The sequence below is a fragment of the Halioglobus sp. HI00S01 genome, assembly GCF_001635445.1.
In the GTDB taxonomy this organism is placed as follows: domain Bacteria; phylum Pseudomonadota; class Gammaproteobacteria; order Pseudomonadales; family Halieaceae; genus Halioglobus; species Halioglobus japonicus.
In genome coordinates, this window is record NZ_LWEE01000265.1 from 64,378 (window position 1) to 78,568 (window position 14,191).

Annotated in this window: 16 protein-coding genes; 3 read left to right on the forward strand and 13 right to left on the reverse strand. The window is 53.9% G+C overall.

Annotated elements, in window-relative coordinates:
• Positions 1-74: 74 nt before the first annotated feature.
• On the forward strand, positions 75-1,697 hold the full coding sequence (gene flgK, locus A3709_RS17765) for a flagellar hook-associated protein FlgK (protein WP_066057659.1): 1,623 nt from the start codon (positions 75-77) through the stop codon (positions 1,695-1,697).
• 18 nt (positions 1,698-1,715) lie between these two features.
• Complete coding sequence (flgL, locus tag A3709_RS17770) at positions 1,716-2,915, forward strand: flagellar hook-associated protein FlgL (RefSeq protein WP_066057662.1); 1,200 nt, start codon at positions 1,716-1,718, stop codon at positions 2,913-2,915.
• Here the strand turns inward: flgL and fliR are convergent.
• From fliR to fliF, 13 genes are all read right to left on the reverse strand, one after another.
• Positions 2,912-3,703, reverse strand: coding sequence for a flagellar biosynthetic protein FliR (gene fliR, locus A3709_RS17775; RefSeq protein WP_066057664.1), 792 nt, complete (start codon positions 3,701-3,703; stop codon positions 2,912-2,914). The genes flgL and fliR overlap by 4 nt on opposite strands.
• Before the next feature lie 11 nt (positions 3,704-3,714).
• The gene (gene fliQ, locus A3709_RS17780) at positions 3,715-3,984 is read right to left on the reverse strand and encodes a flagellar biosynthesis protein FliQ (protein ID WP_066057667.1); all 270 of its coding nucleotides are present in this window, start codon (positions 3,982-3,984) and stop codon (positions 3,715-3,717) included.
• A gap of 15 nt (positions 3,985-3,999) precedes the next feature.
• Positions 4,000-4,740: a flagellar type III secretion system pore protein FliP gene (gene fliP, locus A3709_RS17785; protein ID WP_066057670.1), complete on the reverse strand. Its 741-nt coding sequence runs from the start codon at positions 4,738-4,740 to the stop codon at positions 4,000-4,002.
• The gene (locus tag A3709_RS17790; protein WP_197484275.1) at positions 4,740-5,087 is read right to left on the reverse strand and encodes a flagellar biosynthetic protein FliO; all 348 of its coding nucleotides are present in this window, start codon (positions 5,085-5,087) and stop codon (positions 4,740-4,742) included. Before A3709_RS17790 ends, fliP begins: the two co-directional genes overlap by 1 nt.
• A 64-nt stretch (positions 5,088-5,151) precedes the next feature.
• Positions 5,152-5,703: a flagellar motor switch protein FliN gene (gene fliN / locus A3709_RS25085; protein ID WP_231871231.1), complete on the reverse strand. Its 552-nt coding sequence runs from the start codon at positions 5,701-5,703 to the stop codon at positions 5,152-5,154.
• 28 nt (positions 5,704-5,731) lie between these two features.
• Complete coding sequence (gene fliM / locus A3709_RS17800) at positions 5,732-6,742, reverse strand: flagellar motor switch protein FliM (RefSeq protein ID WP_066057676.1); 1,011 nt, start codon at positions 6,740-6,742, stop codon at positions 5,732-5,734.
• Between the two features lie 12 nt (positions 6,743-6,754).
• Positions 6,755-7,243 (reverse strand): flagellar basal body-associated FliL family protein, encoded by a 489-nt coding sequence (locus tag A3709_RS17805; RefSeq protein WP_082850190.1) that lies wholly within the window; start codon positions 7,241-7,243, stop codon positions 6,755-6,757.
• A gap of 101 nt (positions 7,244-7,344) precedes the next feature.
• Positions 7,345-8,568 carry a flagellar hook-length control protein FliK gene (locus A3709_RS17810; protein ID WP_066057679.1) on the reverse strand — a complete coding sequence of 408 codons (1,224 nt, stop codon included), beginning with the start codon at positions 8,566-8,568 and terminating at the stop codon, positions 7,345-7,347.
• Positions 8,569-8,588: 20 nt separating this feature from the next.
• A complete protein-coding gene (locus tag A3709_RS17815) occupies positions 8,589-9,038 on the reverse strand; it encodes a flagellar export protein FliJ (protein ID WP_066057681.1) in 450 nt (149 codons plus the stop codon).
• Positions 9,035-10,441, reverse strand: coding sequence for a FliI/YscN family ATPase (locus A3709_RS17820; RefSeq protein ID WP_066057684.1), 1,407 nt, complete (start codon positions 10,439-10,441; stop codon positions 9,035-9,037). The genes A3709_RS17815 and A3709_RS17820 overlap by 4 nt, the downstream gene beginning before the upstream one ends.
• Positions 10,442-10,464: 23 nt before the next feature.
• Positions 10,465-11,211, reverse strand: coding sequence for a FliH/SctL family protein (locus A3709_RS17825; protein ID WP_066057687.1), 747 nt, complete (start codon positions 11,209-11,211; stop codon positions 10,465-10,467).
• Positions 11,204-12,217 carry a flagellar motor switch protein FliG gene (fliG, locus tag A3709_RS17830; RefSeq protein WP_066057690.1) on the reverse strand — a complete coding sequence of 338 codons (1,014 nt, stop codon included), beginning with the start codon at positions 12,215-12,217 and terminating at the stop codon, positions 11,204-11,206. The genes A3709_RS17825 and fliG overlap by 8 nt, the downstream gene beginning before the upstream one ends.
• Positions 12,204-13,970, reverse strand: a complete 1,767-nt coding sequence (gene fliF, locus A3709_RS17835; RefSeq protein ID WP_082850193.1) for a flagellar basal-body MS-ring/collar protein FliF — start codon at positions 13,968-13,970, stop codon at positions 12,204-12,206. The genes fliG and fliF overlap by 14 nt, the downstream gene beginning before the upstream one ends.
• Here fliF and A3709_RS17840 point away from each other — a divergent pair.
• A complete protein-coding gene (locus A3709_RS17840; RefSeq protein WP_066057693.1) occupies positions 13,969-14,148 on the forward strand; it encodes a hypothetical protein in 180 nt (59 codons plus the stop codon). The two genes, fliF and A3709_RS17840, sit on opposite strands and share 2 nt — an antisense overlap.
• The last annotated feature ends 43 nt before the right edge of the window (positions 14,149-14,191 follow it).

The window sequence follows — 14,191 nt, forward strand, 5'->3', positions numbered from 1 at the left end:
ATGTTCGCCAATTTACTCAAGACCCTGCTCTTTTGGGCCGATCTAGTAGCAACGGCGGGAAAGGATCGTAATCTATGAGCATTTTTTCCACCGGGCTCAATGGACTGAATGCAGCACAGGCCGCACTGAACGTCACTAGTCGGAACATCAGTAATGTTTACACGCCCGGATACAATCGAGAACTGACCGTTCTTGAAGACTCGGTGGTCAGTGGCGGGGCCAGNGTGTCGGCAATACAGCGACAGTTCAATGCCTTCACAGCTGGCCAGCTCAATCAGGCGACGACACGGCTGGAGTTCTATCAGGTCTATGCCACTAATACCTCTCAGATCGATGATCTGTTGGCAGATCAGGACTCGGGACTGTCGGCATTGATGCAGCGTTTTTTCTCCTCAGTGTCTGACCTCGCCGCTGCCCCCTCTGACCCAGCTGCCAGGCAAGGCGTGCTTGGAGCGGGCAATAGTCTGGCAACGCAGTTTCGCTCGGTGTCGGGTTTCCTCGAGGATATGGCTCGGGGCATTGACATTCAGTTGGCTCAGGAGGTTGACCTGGTTAACAACAAAGCCGACCTGATAGCGAATCTTAATGAACAGATTACGGTGACTCTTGCCCGCACCGGTGAGTTGCCGAATGCGCTGATGAATCAGCGTGACCAGGTGATTGCAGAGCTGAGTGAAATTGTCGACACTCGGGTGCTGGTGCAGGGTGACGGTACGTACAGTGTGAGTATTGGCAATGGGCAGCCCCTCGTGTCAGGTGACAATGCCTATGAGCTCTCTATTATGGATGCCAGCGATGACTCCAGCAGAAAAGCGATTGGTTATCGAGACTCTGGGGGCAACATCTTGGAACTGGAAGACGATAGTTTTGACGGTGGCCGGATTGGCGGCTTGCTGGCCTTCCGAAGCGAGGTCCTCGATTCAGCTCGAGACAGTATTGGTCGTCTGGCGGTGAGCGTGGCGTCTGCAGTTAACGAGCAGCATAGGGCCGGCATAGATCTCAATGGAGATCCGGGACTAGATTTTTTTGATATTGGCTCTCCCAGTGCATTTGCCAATGATCGGAATGTGGGTACTGCGGTTTTTTCTGCTGCATTCGGTGATACCGTCGATCTCACCGGTACCAGCTACGAAATTCGCGTAGTCGATGCGGGAACAGGTGAGTTTTCAATCACCCGCAAAGATGATCAGAGCACCACCATGGGATTTCTCGATGGTGCCAACCAGCTAACGGTGGACGGTGTGGTGCTGACACTGGATGATCCCGGTCTGCTGGCCGATGGCGATCGGTATGCGTTACAGCCAACGCGCTTCGCTGCCTCGCAGTTCTCGACAGCGCTAGTGGACATCGCTCAGGTAGCGGCAGGCCAGTCTGCGGCCACGGGTGACAACCTTAATGCGCTCGCACTGCAGCAGCTGCAGTCGACAGATATTGTTGGCGGCAGTGCCAGCCCTGGTGGGGGCTATGCGGCGATACTTGGCGATGTTGGCAACCGTACCAATATCGCCCAGATCAATCTCGAGGCCCAGGCGGGTATCCGCCAGCAGGTGCGCAACCTGCAGCAGTCTGAGTCGGGTGTTAATTTGGACGAGGAAGCTGCCAATTTGGTGCGCTATCAACAGTACTACCAAGCCAACGCAAGAGTGATTGAAGTGGGCACAGTCATGATCGACACCTTGCTTGGATTGAGGTCATAGGCCTCCTAGGAGCATTTAATGCGGATTAGCACCGTAAACATGTATGAGCAGAGTATTGCCTCAATGAACCGGCAACAGGGTGAGCTGCTTCGCGTCGGTCAGCAGATAGCGACCGGTCGTCGGGTAGTAACGCCCTCGGATGATCCTCAGGCCAGTGCAAAAGCCGTAGGAATTAGCCAGGCCATCGGGGTTATCGAGCAATACTCCGGCGCTCGAGCGACCGCCCGCAACTCGCTGTCCCAAGAAGAAAGTGTACTCTCTAGTGTAAGCGATGCGTTATCGGCAGCGAAAACACTGATGCTGCAGGGTATAAACGGCACCCTGCAGAATGCAGATCGGCTGTCAGTTGCTACTGAGTTGCAGGCCGTTTTCGAAACGGTATTGGGGCAGGCCAATGCAGCCGACGGCAATGGACGCTTTTTCTTCGGTGGTTTCAACGATGGTGCGCCGCCGTTCTTTGATGACGGGCTGGGCAATATTGTCTATGTGGGAGACACCAATGAACGCACTCAGCGCGTAGACAACTCACGCTTGATGTCGGTGGCCGACAGCGGCGATCAGGTATTTCTCAGAGTGACCCCGGGCTCCGGTTATGTGGCCGAAGCTGACTCAGCCAATACCGGCAGTGTGGTCTTCAAGGGGCCGGGTGTGATTGATCCTACAGATCCTGACTATGGCGCTAATTTCTCCGTTGCGTTTGTTGATATGGCCGGTGAGCTAGGCGTGTCGATTAACGGAGCGCCGCCGTCTTTGTACGTAGATGGCGCAGCAATCACCTTTGGCGGCCTCTCCTTGGAGCTTAGGGGAGTGCCCGAGATCGGCGACTCTATCGACGTCGGGCCTGCTGAAACAATGAATACGGATGTCTTCCAAACCTTGAACAAGGCGCTGGCGGTGCTTCGTCAACCCGTGTCTACAGAAGCTGATCGTGCTGCGCTGAACAATACCTTGAATACTGTTATGCGAGAGCTGGACAATAGTCTTGACAACGTTCTCACCGTACGTGCCTCGGTGGGTGGGCGGCTCAATGAGTTGGATATTATCGACAGCGTGGCGGCTAGTCGTAGTCTCGGGTACCAGACCAATCTCTCGCAGCTGGTAGATCTTGACTATAACGAAGCTGTTGCTGACTACAGTTTACGCCAGGTGGGTCTGCAGGCGGCACAGCGCTCGTTTGTCGACATCAACGGTATGTCGCTATTCGACTATCTGCGCTAAATCACAACTAATCCGCGTGTCAGCAGAAAGTCAATAAACTCCAGCCCGCGATCAAACACCTCCTCAAGTACCGGTTGCAGCCGGGTCATTAGGAGCGCGATTAGTAGAATTCCCAGCCCCAGTGAAATCGGGAAGCCCACAGTGAAAACGGTAAATTGCGGCGCAGAACGGTTTAAGATCCCCATCGAGAGGTTAATGATAAGCAACATGCACAGTACCGGTAGTGCCAGTAACAGTCCGGTTTTGAAGATCTGCCCGCCAAACATTGCCAGGGAGTAGAAGCCTTCGGAATTAATCGACAACGCGGCAATGGGAAGCAGTTGGAATGACTGTGCAACGGCGGCAATTAGGAGTAGATGTCCGTCCAGCGCCACGAATAGTAACAGAGATACGATGTATAGAATGCGGGCGACGATCATCGTGTTGGTGTTCGTGTCCGGCGAAAAAAATGCAGCGAACGCTAACCCCATCTGCAGGCCGATAAAATCACCGGCGGCCTGCACACTCGCAAACACCACGCGCATGGTCGTGCCCATGGCCACCCCGATGATGACTTGCTCAGCGATGATCGCGGCGCTGCTCCAGGATAGCATCGGTACATCCGGTAACGGCGGCAGTGTAGGGGAAACAATGATGGTAAGTACGACGCACAGGCCTATTTTTGCCTGCATTGGGATACTTTGATGACCCAGCAGCGGGGCAGATGCCACCAGCCCCGAAATCCGAACAAAGGGCCAGAAGAACTGGGATAGCCACGTCTCCAGCTCTGTAAAGCTGACTTCCAGCACTTTCCTACTCGCTAGCGGATCATGTTTGGAATGCCCTGTAGTAACTCTGCCGTATAATTGGTGATCAACTGCAGCATATAGGGTCCGAAAATTAACAGCGTCAGCCCGACGCCGAGAATTTTCGGAATAAATGACAGGGTCATTTCGTTGATTTGGGTGACGGCTTGGAACAAGCTAACGGTCAGGCCCAGAAACAGGGCCGCAAGTAGTGCCGGCGCGGCCAGTAGTACGGCGACCCGCATGCCGGCATAGGCGAGATCCATTACTGATTCGGGTGTCATGGTATGGGAACTCCTTTAGGTAAAGCTCATCGCCAGTGAACCGATTAGCAAGTGCCAGCCATCGACGAGTACGAAAAGCATGAGTTTGAAAGGCAGCGAAATGGTGGCGGGAGGTACCATCATCATGCCCAGAGCCATTAGAATACTCGCGACGACCAGGTCGATAATCAGAAAGGGTATAAAGATCGTGAATCCAATCTGAAACGCGGTCTTAAGCTCGCTGGTGACAAACGCCGGAATCAGCACAGACATAGGTACGTCAGCCGGGCTGGCAAATTGCTGGTCTCCGGATAACTCAGCGAATAGCGTCAGATCATTCTCCCGTGTCTGGGCCAGCATGAACCGATGCATTGGGTCTGAGGCGCGACTGATGAACTCCTCGAATTCAATGCCGCCGTTGCTGAGAGGCTGCCAGGCCTCGTCGTAGATCTGGCTGAGCACCGGCGTCATGATAAACAGGCTCAGAAACAAGGCCATGCCAATCAACACCTGATTGGGAGGCGCAGACTGTGTGCCCATAGCCGTTCGCAACAGGCTCAGCACGATGATGATGCGAGTGAAACTGGTCATCATCAGCAGGATCGCTGGTAGGAAAGCTAGGCTGGATAATAGCAGCAGTAACTGCAGATTAATGGACCATGACTGGCTGCCATCGGCCTGCGTACTGCTTGTGAGTCCGGTAATCTGTGCTTCTGCTGCGCCGCAGAACAAGGCCATTGCAGTGCAGGTGATCGATCTGACAAACGCAGGGCTCATCACTGTGACTCGCCAGATAGACTCGAGTGGTCAGCGTCGGTGAGTGTCTCACTGTGAGCGGCCAGCATTCGGTCGAAGTCATGGTCCGTATTGGGTGGCGATAGGGCTTGTCGGTCATGCTTGTGAATGAGCGAGATATTTCCGTTACTTATGCCCAGCAACAGCTCGGTATTACCTCTGAACGCAATAAGCACCAGACGTTCGCGTGGTCCAAGATGGGTGGTGGCGATCTGCTGCAGAATATCGTCCTTGCTGCGCGTCGGACGCAGCAACTTGCGCGCCAGCAAGCCCAACAACAAAATCAGCGCTACGACAACGAGTAGCGACAACAGAGTTTGGCCGAGCATACTGGCGCCATATAGCGACTCTACCGCACTGGAATTCAAAGGCGCTGAATTATCGGTCTGCATACTAGCGGTTGAGTTTTTCCACTCGCTCTGTGGGAGTGATGATGTCGGTAATCCTGATGCCGTATTTGTCTTCGACGACGACGACCTCGCCCTGGGCGATGAGATAGCCGTTGATAAGAATGTCCATAGGGTCGCCTGCCAGTCCATCGAGTTCGAGCACAGAGCCTTGTGCGAGTTCCAGCAGCTGGCGGATAGATATACGGGTACGGCCCAACTCCACATTGAGCTTGACCGGGATGTTCATGATGAGGTCCAGCTCTTGTGCCGAACCTTTGGCAGGGCCCGCGCTCAGCGGCGGGAATGCCTCTGCGCTACCATCCCTGACACTGTGGCTATGGGAAGCGGAGCCTGTACCGGGGTCAGGCTTTGGATTCTCTTCGACTTGTTTTTGATCCTGCTCCTGCGTCACGCCTTGCTCTGCGAGAGCCGCAGCCCACGGGTCTTCCTCTTCTAAGGTGTCATCGGCTTTAGCTGCAATATTGTCCGTCGCTTCGGTTGAATCGACCAGGGTCTGGTCTGGCGCTTCGAGTGTGTCTTCGGTTTCGTTAATCACGGTGTTGGCTCCATGAATATGCTTCGGGCTACCGGGATTCGGTATCCTGTTCAATTTGGTCCTGCGAAATGTTGAGTACTTGCTTCACTGACAGCGCGCGATGCCCGCCGCGGCTTCCGTAGCCACATTCCAGAATGGGAACACCGTTGACGTGCCCAGGGATGGAGTCGGGGAGATTCACGGGCAGAATGTCGCCCGCTTTCAGAGAAAGAATGCTGCCGATACTGGTCGGTATCTGACAAAAGTCGACAATAAGCTCCACTTGTGACCCTTTGATTTCATTCGAGAAACGGTCACGAAATGGAGCTTCGCCTTCTTCCTCATTCTTCTCGACCGGGTTAATCAGGGCGTCGCGTATAGGCTCAATCATTGTGTAAGGAATGCACACCTGAAACGACATCGTGGAAGCACCTACCTCCAGATGGAAGTTGGTATTTACGATGACTTCATTTGGTGAATTGGTGATGTTGGCAAACTTCACCTGCATCTCTGAACGCACGTATTCAACATGAATTGCATAGATCGGGCGCCATGCTTCTACATAGGCTTCGATTGCCAGGTCCAGAAGTCGATGAATAATACGCTGCTCTGTGGCTGTAAATTCCCTGCCCTCTGATCGGGTTAGAAACCGGCCGTCGCCACCGAATAAGCTGTCGACCACCAGGAATACAATGTCCGGCGGGAATACGAAGAGTGCTGTGCCGCGTAGCGGTTTGATGTTGACCAGGTTAATGTTGCTCGGTACAGGGACATTTTTTGAATAAGTGCTATAGCTTTCAAACTTCAGAGAGCCACAGTTGACGTCAGCATTGCGTCGAATCAGATTGAACAGGCCCACCCGAAAAAGCCGGGCAAATCGCTGATTGATCATGTCCAGGCCATGTAGGCGTTCTTTGATGATCCGCGATTGGGTACGTGGATCGTAGGGGCGGATGCTGGCTTCTACTTCCCGGGAGTTTTCAGCCGATTCTTCATCGCCACTGACACTGTTGAGCAGTGCATCGATTTCATCTTGTAACAGTAAATCACTTTCGGCCATGACAGGGTCCGCCTACTGGACGATGAAATCCTGGAAGTAAACGCCGACAATCGAGAGCTCTGGCTGCGGGTCTGAGAATGGCTCGGATAGGGCGAGCAGAATTTCATCAGCAACTTGGCTTTTGCCCTCGGCAGCCTTTAGCTGTTCAGCGCTCTTCTGTGATAGCAAAACCAACATCCGATTGTTGATGTCTGGCATGTAGGTGGTAAGGAAATTTCTGGTTGTATTGTCGGAGACCCGCAGCATAACACTGGTGTAGAGAAGCCTGTCGGTGCTCTTTCCTTGCAGGTTTACGGTCATCGGCCCTACTTTGACAAACAATGGGTCAACGATGACCGCCGGCTCCGCAATTTTGGATTCATCAGCGTCGCTGCTTCCGAGAGTTAGGTACGCTCCCGCCGCTGCGCCCATAATCCCAACAAGTATCATTGCGACAAGGATGATTCGTTTTCTGGATTTTGGTTGCTGTTCTTTTTCGCCGGACTTCTTTTCATCTACCATAGCGCCAATCCTTAAGCGTCGATTCTTTAAGTGTAAGTGTTCAGAGCAGAAGCAATCCGTGGAAAAGAGAGCAATTGAAGCGTCTATTTGCTGCCCTCGCTCTATACGTAAATGTTGATGCCGGGAGCGTGTATATGACGCTCGCTGGTTGCAGTTGGGGCAATTGCCGATGGTGTGTCAATCAGCCCCCTCAGCTCAGCACTTGGGTGCCTATTCTGCGGTTGTTGCTGATGCGCGCCTTGTTCAGCCGATATGGCTGTCTCACCAAGCTCGATACCCTGTTCGCCCAATATCTCCCGCAGTTGCGGCAGCGCCTGCTCAATCGATTGCCGCACTAGCGGCTGGTTACTGAAGAAGCTGAGCTGAGCATGTTGTTCTTTAACATGCATCTCCACCAAAAGCGGACCGAGCTCACGTGGATGCAGCTGGATTGCCACCTGCTGTTCGCCACTCAGTGTGATGCGACCTAACTGATGGCCCAGGCTAAGCCCCCATTTCTGGCTGCCGAGCGGTGAGGCTATAGCGAGTTGCTGGTTGCTATGGGACATGCCTTGTTGGGACGGCGCAGGGAGCGTGTTTACGTCCAAACTGGAGGGTGGTGCAGTTGCAAACAGACTGACGCCATAGTTGCCTAAAGAGGATGTAGTCACTGGCGTATGTTTCGGCTCGCTGAATGTATTGATCCCAAGCTCCAGTGTGATTGATTTGGTCACACCCTGCTCCGTTTGGCCATTCGACTGCGTCGTGAGCGCTGGAAGCTGCTCTTTTGGATTGGTAGTTGTGAGCTCGCCGCTTACCCGCCCTATAGCAGGTTTCTGAGCCTTGGACATCGCCTCAGGTTTCACCAGATCAAGCCCCAACTCGCGGCCGTGAATGGATACTTGGGTGGCGGGCGGAGCCATGCTTGCGCTTAGCTCAATTCCTGCGATTTGACGATCCACTGGGCGAGGGCTTTGGGCCGTCGCTTCAAAAACTGGCCTGGCAAATTCGCTCGTCCCCACCAATGACATGTCGCGCGGGATAAGTGCGGTGGCTTCCGAGTTAGTAATCTGGGGGATCGGGCTGGCGGTGTCTAGAGGCTGAGAAGAAAGAATTCCAGGTAGCCAATGTGGTGCCAGCTGCGCCACGTTATAAGTGCTGCTAGGTTGGATCAGCGCCTCTGGTGTTGTTGCTTGATCCGCAGTCAGGTTTTCGGGCACAGCAAGGGAGCGCAGAATGGAGGCAAAGCGACCACTGGTCCCCTGGGTATTGGCTCCTGGCGTGGCACCAACGGGCAGCGGCGCTGGAGTGGGCGCTGCCATGAGGCTGAGTAGTTCGGCATCCATAGTGTTAGTGCGTCTATGCGCTAAAGTTCTGATCGCTGCTTGCGTTGATAGAGAGATGTAACGATCATGTCCATCTCCTTGAGTTCACGCTTGTTTTTCTCCTCAATTTGCCGTTCCTCACGACGAGTGCAGAGCGCATTCAATGACGCGTGCTCGCGAATACTATCTTTCATGTTGAGCATCGATTGCTCAATGTCGCGCTCCTGGCGTTCCATAGATAAATTTGCGTGTTCAATGGCGCGATCCAGCGACCCAATAAACACTTGATACTCCTGTACCAATTGGAGTGGAGAGCCTTCTATGAGAGCTAGCCGAAGTTTCTCCCGATACTCGTTGCGGTAGGCGTGGAGCGCATTACACTGTTCCTGTAAATGCGCTTTAGATGCTCGATCGCGTGAGAAACAGGCTGTGTCCGAAAGCTTCTTTTGCTCGGCTTTGTCTTTTAGATAGTTGACGGCGTCTGTCTTCATGGCCTGTCTCCATTGATATGCAATAGCTCGGCGAGTGAATCGTTAAGAGTGGATTTCTCTGATATGTTCTGCTGCAGGAATGCCTCTACCGCGGGGTAGTTGGCGACTGCGACATCAAGCAGTGGATCGTGACCTGGGCTGTAGGCTCCCAGGCTTATCAAATCCTGGTTACGCTGATAAATACTGAAGTAGCGTTTTATCTCCAGCGCCCTATCGAGTTGCTCGCGACCCACCAGCTTGTCCATAGACCGACTGATAGAGGCCTCCACGTCGATGGCTGGGAAGTGACCGGACTCCGCCAGCTGCCGTGACAATACAATATGGCCATCAAGAATTGCACGGGAAGCGTCTGCAATTGGGTCCTGTAAGTCGTCGGCTTCTGTGAGCACGGTGTAGATGGCCGTCAAAGAGCCCGACCCGGATGCGCCATTGCCCGCCCGTTCAATCAACGCTGGCAAACGCGCAAACACCGATGGTGGATAACCTCGGGTCGCTGGCGCCTCGCCAACTGCAAGGGCGATCTCTCTTTGTGCCATGGCGAATCGGGTCAGCGAATCCATGAACAACAGAACTCGATGACCTGCGTCTCGAAAGTACTCTGCCAGTAGTGTTGCGTAGCTCGCACCGTGCAAGCGCTGGAGGGGTGAGTTGTCAGCGGGTGTGGCCACCACAACAGCTCGGGTAAGGCCTTCGGCTCCAAGGCTATGCTCAATGAACTCCTTGACCTCACGGCCGCGCTCGCCAATCAGTGCCACGATGACTATATCGGCGGACGTATATCGGGCAATCATCCCTAGCAGAACTGACTTGCCTACGCCTGACCCTGCGAACAGACCGATGCGCTGGCCTTCACCGATGCTGAAAAGAGCGTTAATTGCACGAATGCCGGTATCTATCTGGGCCTCAATTGGTTTACGATCTAAAGGATTGATCGGGGTGGTCGGCGAGCAGGCATAGCTATCGGGGTGCAGTGGGCCTTTTCCGTCAATCGGATCGCCGAATCCATCTACGACCCGGCCTAGTAAATTCATGCCCACAGGAAATCGCTTACCCCGATCACAGTGTTCGCTCGGACAATACACTCGGGCGCCAGGCACAAGCCCTTCGATCACTGTGAGTGGCATCAGGAACAGTGTGTCCTTGCCAAAGCCCACCACCTCCGCTTCCGCCGTTCGAGTGCCGCCGCCCCGGGGATCCACACCCGGCAAATCAATCACACAGAAACTGCCCAGCGGCAACTGAATGCCTGTTGCCTCGAGCACTAGTCCAGCAGCTCGCGTTATCCGGCCGCTTTGCTGGTAGCGCGGCAGGTCTTGCAGCCGATTGTTGACACTGACAAGAGTTTCTCGCCAGCGAGCAAAGTGGCGATTTTCGTATGAGTTCTCTTGAACAGGTGAGTTCATTCTGAAGGCCATCGATCAGTGGATTAAGAGACGCCTTGGTCTGCGCGCTGCCTGACTTTAGTGAAAATCTGTTGCAGGCGAGACTCTAATGAGGCATCGATGACAGTGTCTGCGGTTCGCACAATGCACCCGCCACGACTGACGGCGCGGGAGGGTCTTATTTCCCAGGAGCGCGCTTTGAGTTCGTCAGCGCAGTGGGTATTGATGATCTCAACGTCATCAGGATTCATGGTAATCTCGATGTCTCCACTCAGGTGCAGATTCTCCTGCAGTAGCCCCTCGACGCAACGCCTAATGGTCTCAGGATTGAGCGCAATGCAATCCAGTGCCATGTGATTGCCGATAGCCAGTGATAGTTCGATTAACTCGTTGCTTATCGAGGCGCTAGCAGTATCTAGGGCGTTTCTGTATTCGTCGCGCATAGTTTGTAAGGGTCCAAATACCGATTGGCGTAGTCGTTCGAGCTCCTGTTCTGCTGCTGCCATGCCTTCTTTGAAGCCCACCGCATAGCCGTCGTCCCTGGCCATGTGATAGCCTTCTTCGTAGCCTTTGGCTTTGGCCTCTAATCTATTTTTCTCAAGTATGGCTGCGTCATCGGCCGATGGCTCGTCATCAGTTTTCGCAGTTTCGATTGCGGCTTCGGTTGCGGGTTCTTCAGGCCGTTCAAGGCTGTCATTTGTGCCTCGGGGCGGATCGAGTAATTCCATTTCCCAGTGTTGCCAGGGCGCTGAGGCGGTAAGTAGTTCTGTGCGTTCATTCAACTCAGACATAACGTTCGTCACCATTGGACAATACTATCTCACCGGATTCAGCGAGGCGCCGAACCAACTGTAGGATATTCTTCTGCTCTTTCTCCACCGCAGATAGACGCATCGGGCCACGGGCTTCCATGTCCTCGATCAACATTTCCGAAGCCCGTTGAGACATATTGCGAGTAAATTTTTCGGTCACTGATGCCGGTGCACCCTTTAGCGCCACCGCCAAAGTCGCAGTATCTACTTCTTTTAGAACTATCTTAATCGCCGAATCGTCGAGGAATTCAAGGCTTTCAAAAAGGAACATCTCGTCGATAATTTGCTGCATAAGCTCTTCGCTGTAGTCCTTTACGTTCTCGATTATGGATTCCTCTGTAGAAGAGTTCATCATATTGAGAATCTCGGCAGCGGTTTTGACACCGCCCATCTTGCTGCGCTTCAGATTCTGGCCTCGTAACATCGAACCGAGCACTTCGGTCAGTGTTTGTAACGCGGCGGGTTGTACACCACTGAAGGTGGCGATTCGCAGAACTATGTCGTTGCGTTCTTTCTCATCGAAAAGCTCAAGAATGTCTGCAGATTGTCGGCGATCAAGATGCACGAGAATGGTGGCAATAATTTGCGGGTGTTCCTCCTTGATCATTTCTGCAACGGTGGCAGGTTCAATCAGGTTCAAGGCCTCGATGCCGTTATGAGTGTTCTTGGTCTCGGTTATGTCTTCGATCAGGCTGAGCGCTCGATCTGAACCCAGCACTTTCGTTAGTATGTCCTGTATATGGTCGGTAGAGGAGACGCCGAGTACTGCAAAGTCCTCGGATTCAGTAAAGAATTCGTCCAGGACCTCGGCCACCTCGGTGTGTGATACCTGCGCGACGGACGCCATTTGTTGAGAGAGTTGTTGAATCTCAACGGCAGACATATGCTTGAGCACGTCAGCGGTACTCTCATTCTCGAGTGAAAGAAGTAATATGGCACTCTTCTGGAGTCCACTCATTGAAGAATGGCCGCTAGTTGCTGTCATGTTTCATCCAGTTTCTAACGATCATGGCAATCATTTTCGGATCTTCGCCACCCAAGCGCTGTAGTTCACGTAGCTGCTCTGCGTAACTGGCTGATCGGTCTACGCGTTTGAAAGGGATGGAAGCCGCAGGGTCTGTGGTATCGTCACCTACACCGCCTTCGATTTTGTTCAATGCGCCTCCCTCAGCTAACGCGGGCGTGGTCTCCGGTGTAGCCTCTATCAGGTGCTTTTTCATTACCGGGCGCACAATCAGGCGGTAGCTAAGCGCTATCATAATGCCGGCGACCAGGTAGCGTAAGAAGCCGGCAAGCATATCCAGGTGGGCGGGCTCTCGCCACCAGGGCGCCTCTTCCACGACCGGAACCTTAACGACTTTGAAGGCGCTGTTTACCACCTCAACACTGTCTCCCCGCTCGGGTGTGAATCCGACTGCCTGCTGGATCAGTCGTGTGATGTTGGTAAGTTCAGCCTCGCTAAGGGGTTCGTTCGTCTGCTCACCCTGATCGTTGATACTTTGGCGATGATCTACGACAACGGCGACACTGAGCCTTTCCAGAGAACCACGCGGATGTTCGATATGGCGTACTGCACGATCCAGTTCGTAGTTCACAATATCGTCGCGTGACAGATTGGACTTGTTGGTATTCCGCCCGGCTGCTGCTTCGCCGAGGGCCTGGCCGTCGGCAGCGTCCGGGTCACGTTGCTCTGCGATCGGCGGCTCGAAAGTCGGTGCTATGTTCGATAAAGCGCCCGGCACGCCCCGAGCGGCGTCTTCGTTACCCGAAAAATTGGTGCGAGTCTGACTGCTGCGAATGGAGGCGCTGTCGCTGCTTTTGTTGGGGCTCCAGGCCTCGGTGGTCTCCTCGACGCGGGTGAAGTCGAGGCTGGCGCTAACCTGCACTTTGAAACTGCCCGCTCCAAGAATAGGCTCGAGAATATTCTGCACCCGCTGCTGGTAGCTCGACTCGACCGTGTGTGTATACTCCAGCTGGGTGTGCTTCAGGCCCTCAATGTCATCCTTGGGTGCTGATAGCAGCTCGCCTCGCTGGTCAACCACGGACACATCTTCCGCTTCCAGGTCGGCCACCGCACTTGCGATCATTAACGCAATGGCGTTCACCTGGCTCTCTGTCATTGTTCTGCCCGCGTGCAGATTAAGCACCGCTGAAGCTTTGGCAGGCTGGTTTTGGGAGACGAAAACGGAGCGTCGAGCCATGGCCAGGTGAATTCGCGCTGATTTGACGGGACTCAGCTGTTCTATGGATTGTGCTAGCTCACCTTCGAGGCCGCGCTGGAAATTGACCTGCTCGGCGAATTTGCTAATCCCGAAGGCTTGATTGTCCATGAGTTCGAAGCCGACTTTGCCGCTTCGGGGTAAGCCCTGTTCAGCTAGCTCCATCCTTAATCTGTAAACATGCTCGGCGGGGACCAGAATAGCACCGCCGCCTTGACTGATTTTGTAGTCAATGCCGCGCTGGTCCAGCGCTGCTATGAGCTCGCCGCCTTCGGCGTCACTCAGATTACTGTAGAGCAACTGATAGTTTGTATTAGTCGCCCACAGCGCGGCCGCGATGATTACGGCAAGAAACGCAGCTGATACAATCAGTAGCGGAACTGTCGAATGATTGGCTGCAAGTCGCTCAAGCGTTGTTTGTGGTTTAGCGGGTGTGTCTTCGGGAATGACGGCCGGCAGTTGCGCCGCAGGAACCGGCGCGACAGAGACAGGAGTTGCAAGAGTCGCTGTATCAGCCATGGATCGATACCTGACCGTACGCAAAATCACTGCCCTGCAGTGGTTTCAGTCTCTGCTCAGTACTCTGCGTTTCGCCCATGCCAACCTCAGCCTCTGGAAGTACGTCCGATACTCGGGCTTTTTGGTTGACCCGAAAATATCGCACGGTGAGATTATGGCAGGGCTGCCAATGGGCTAAAGCACAATAAAGTCGACTTTATTGCGTCTTATCGCCCGACTGC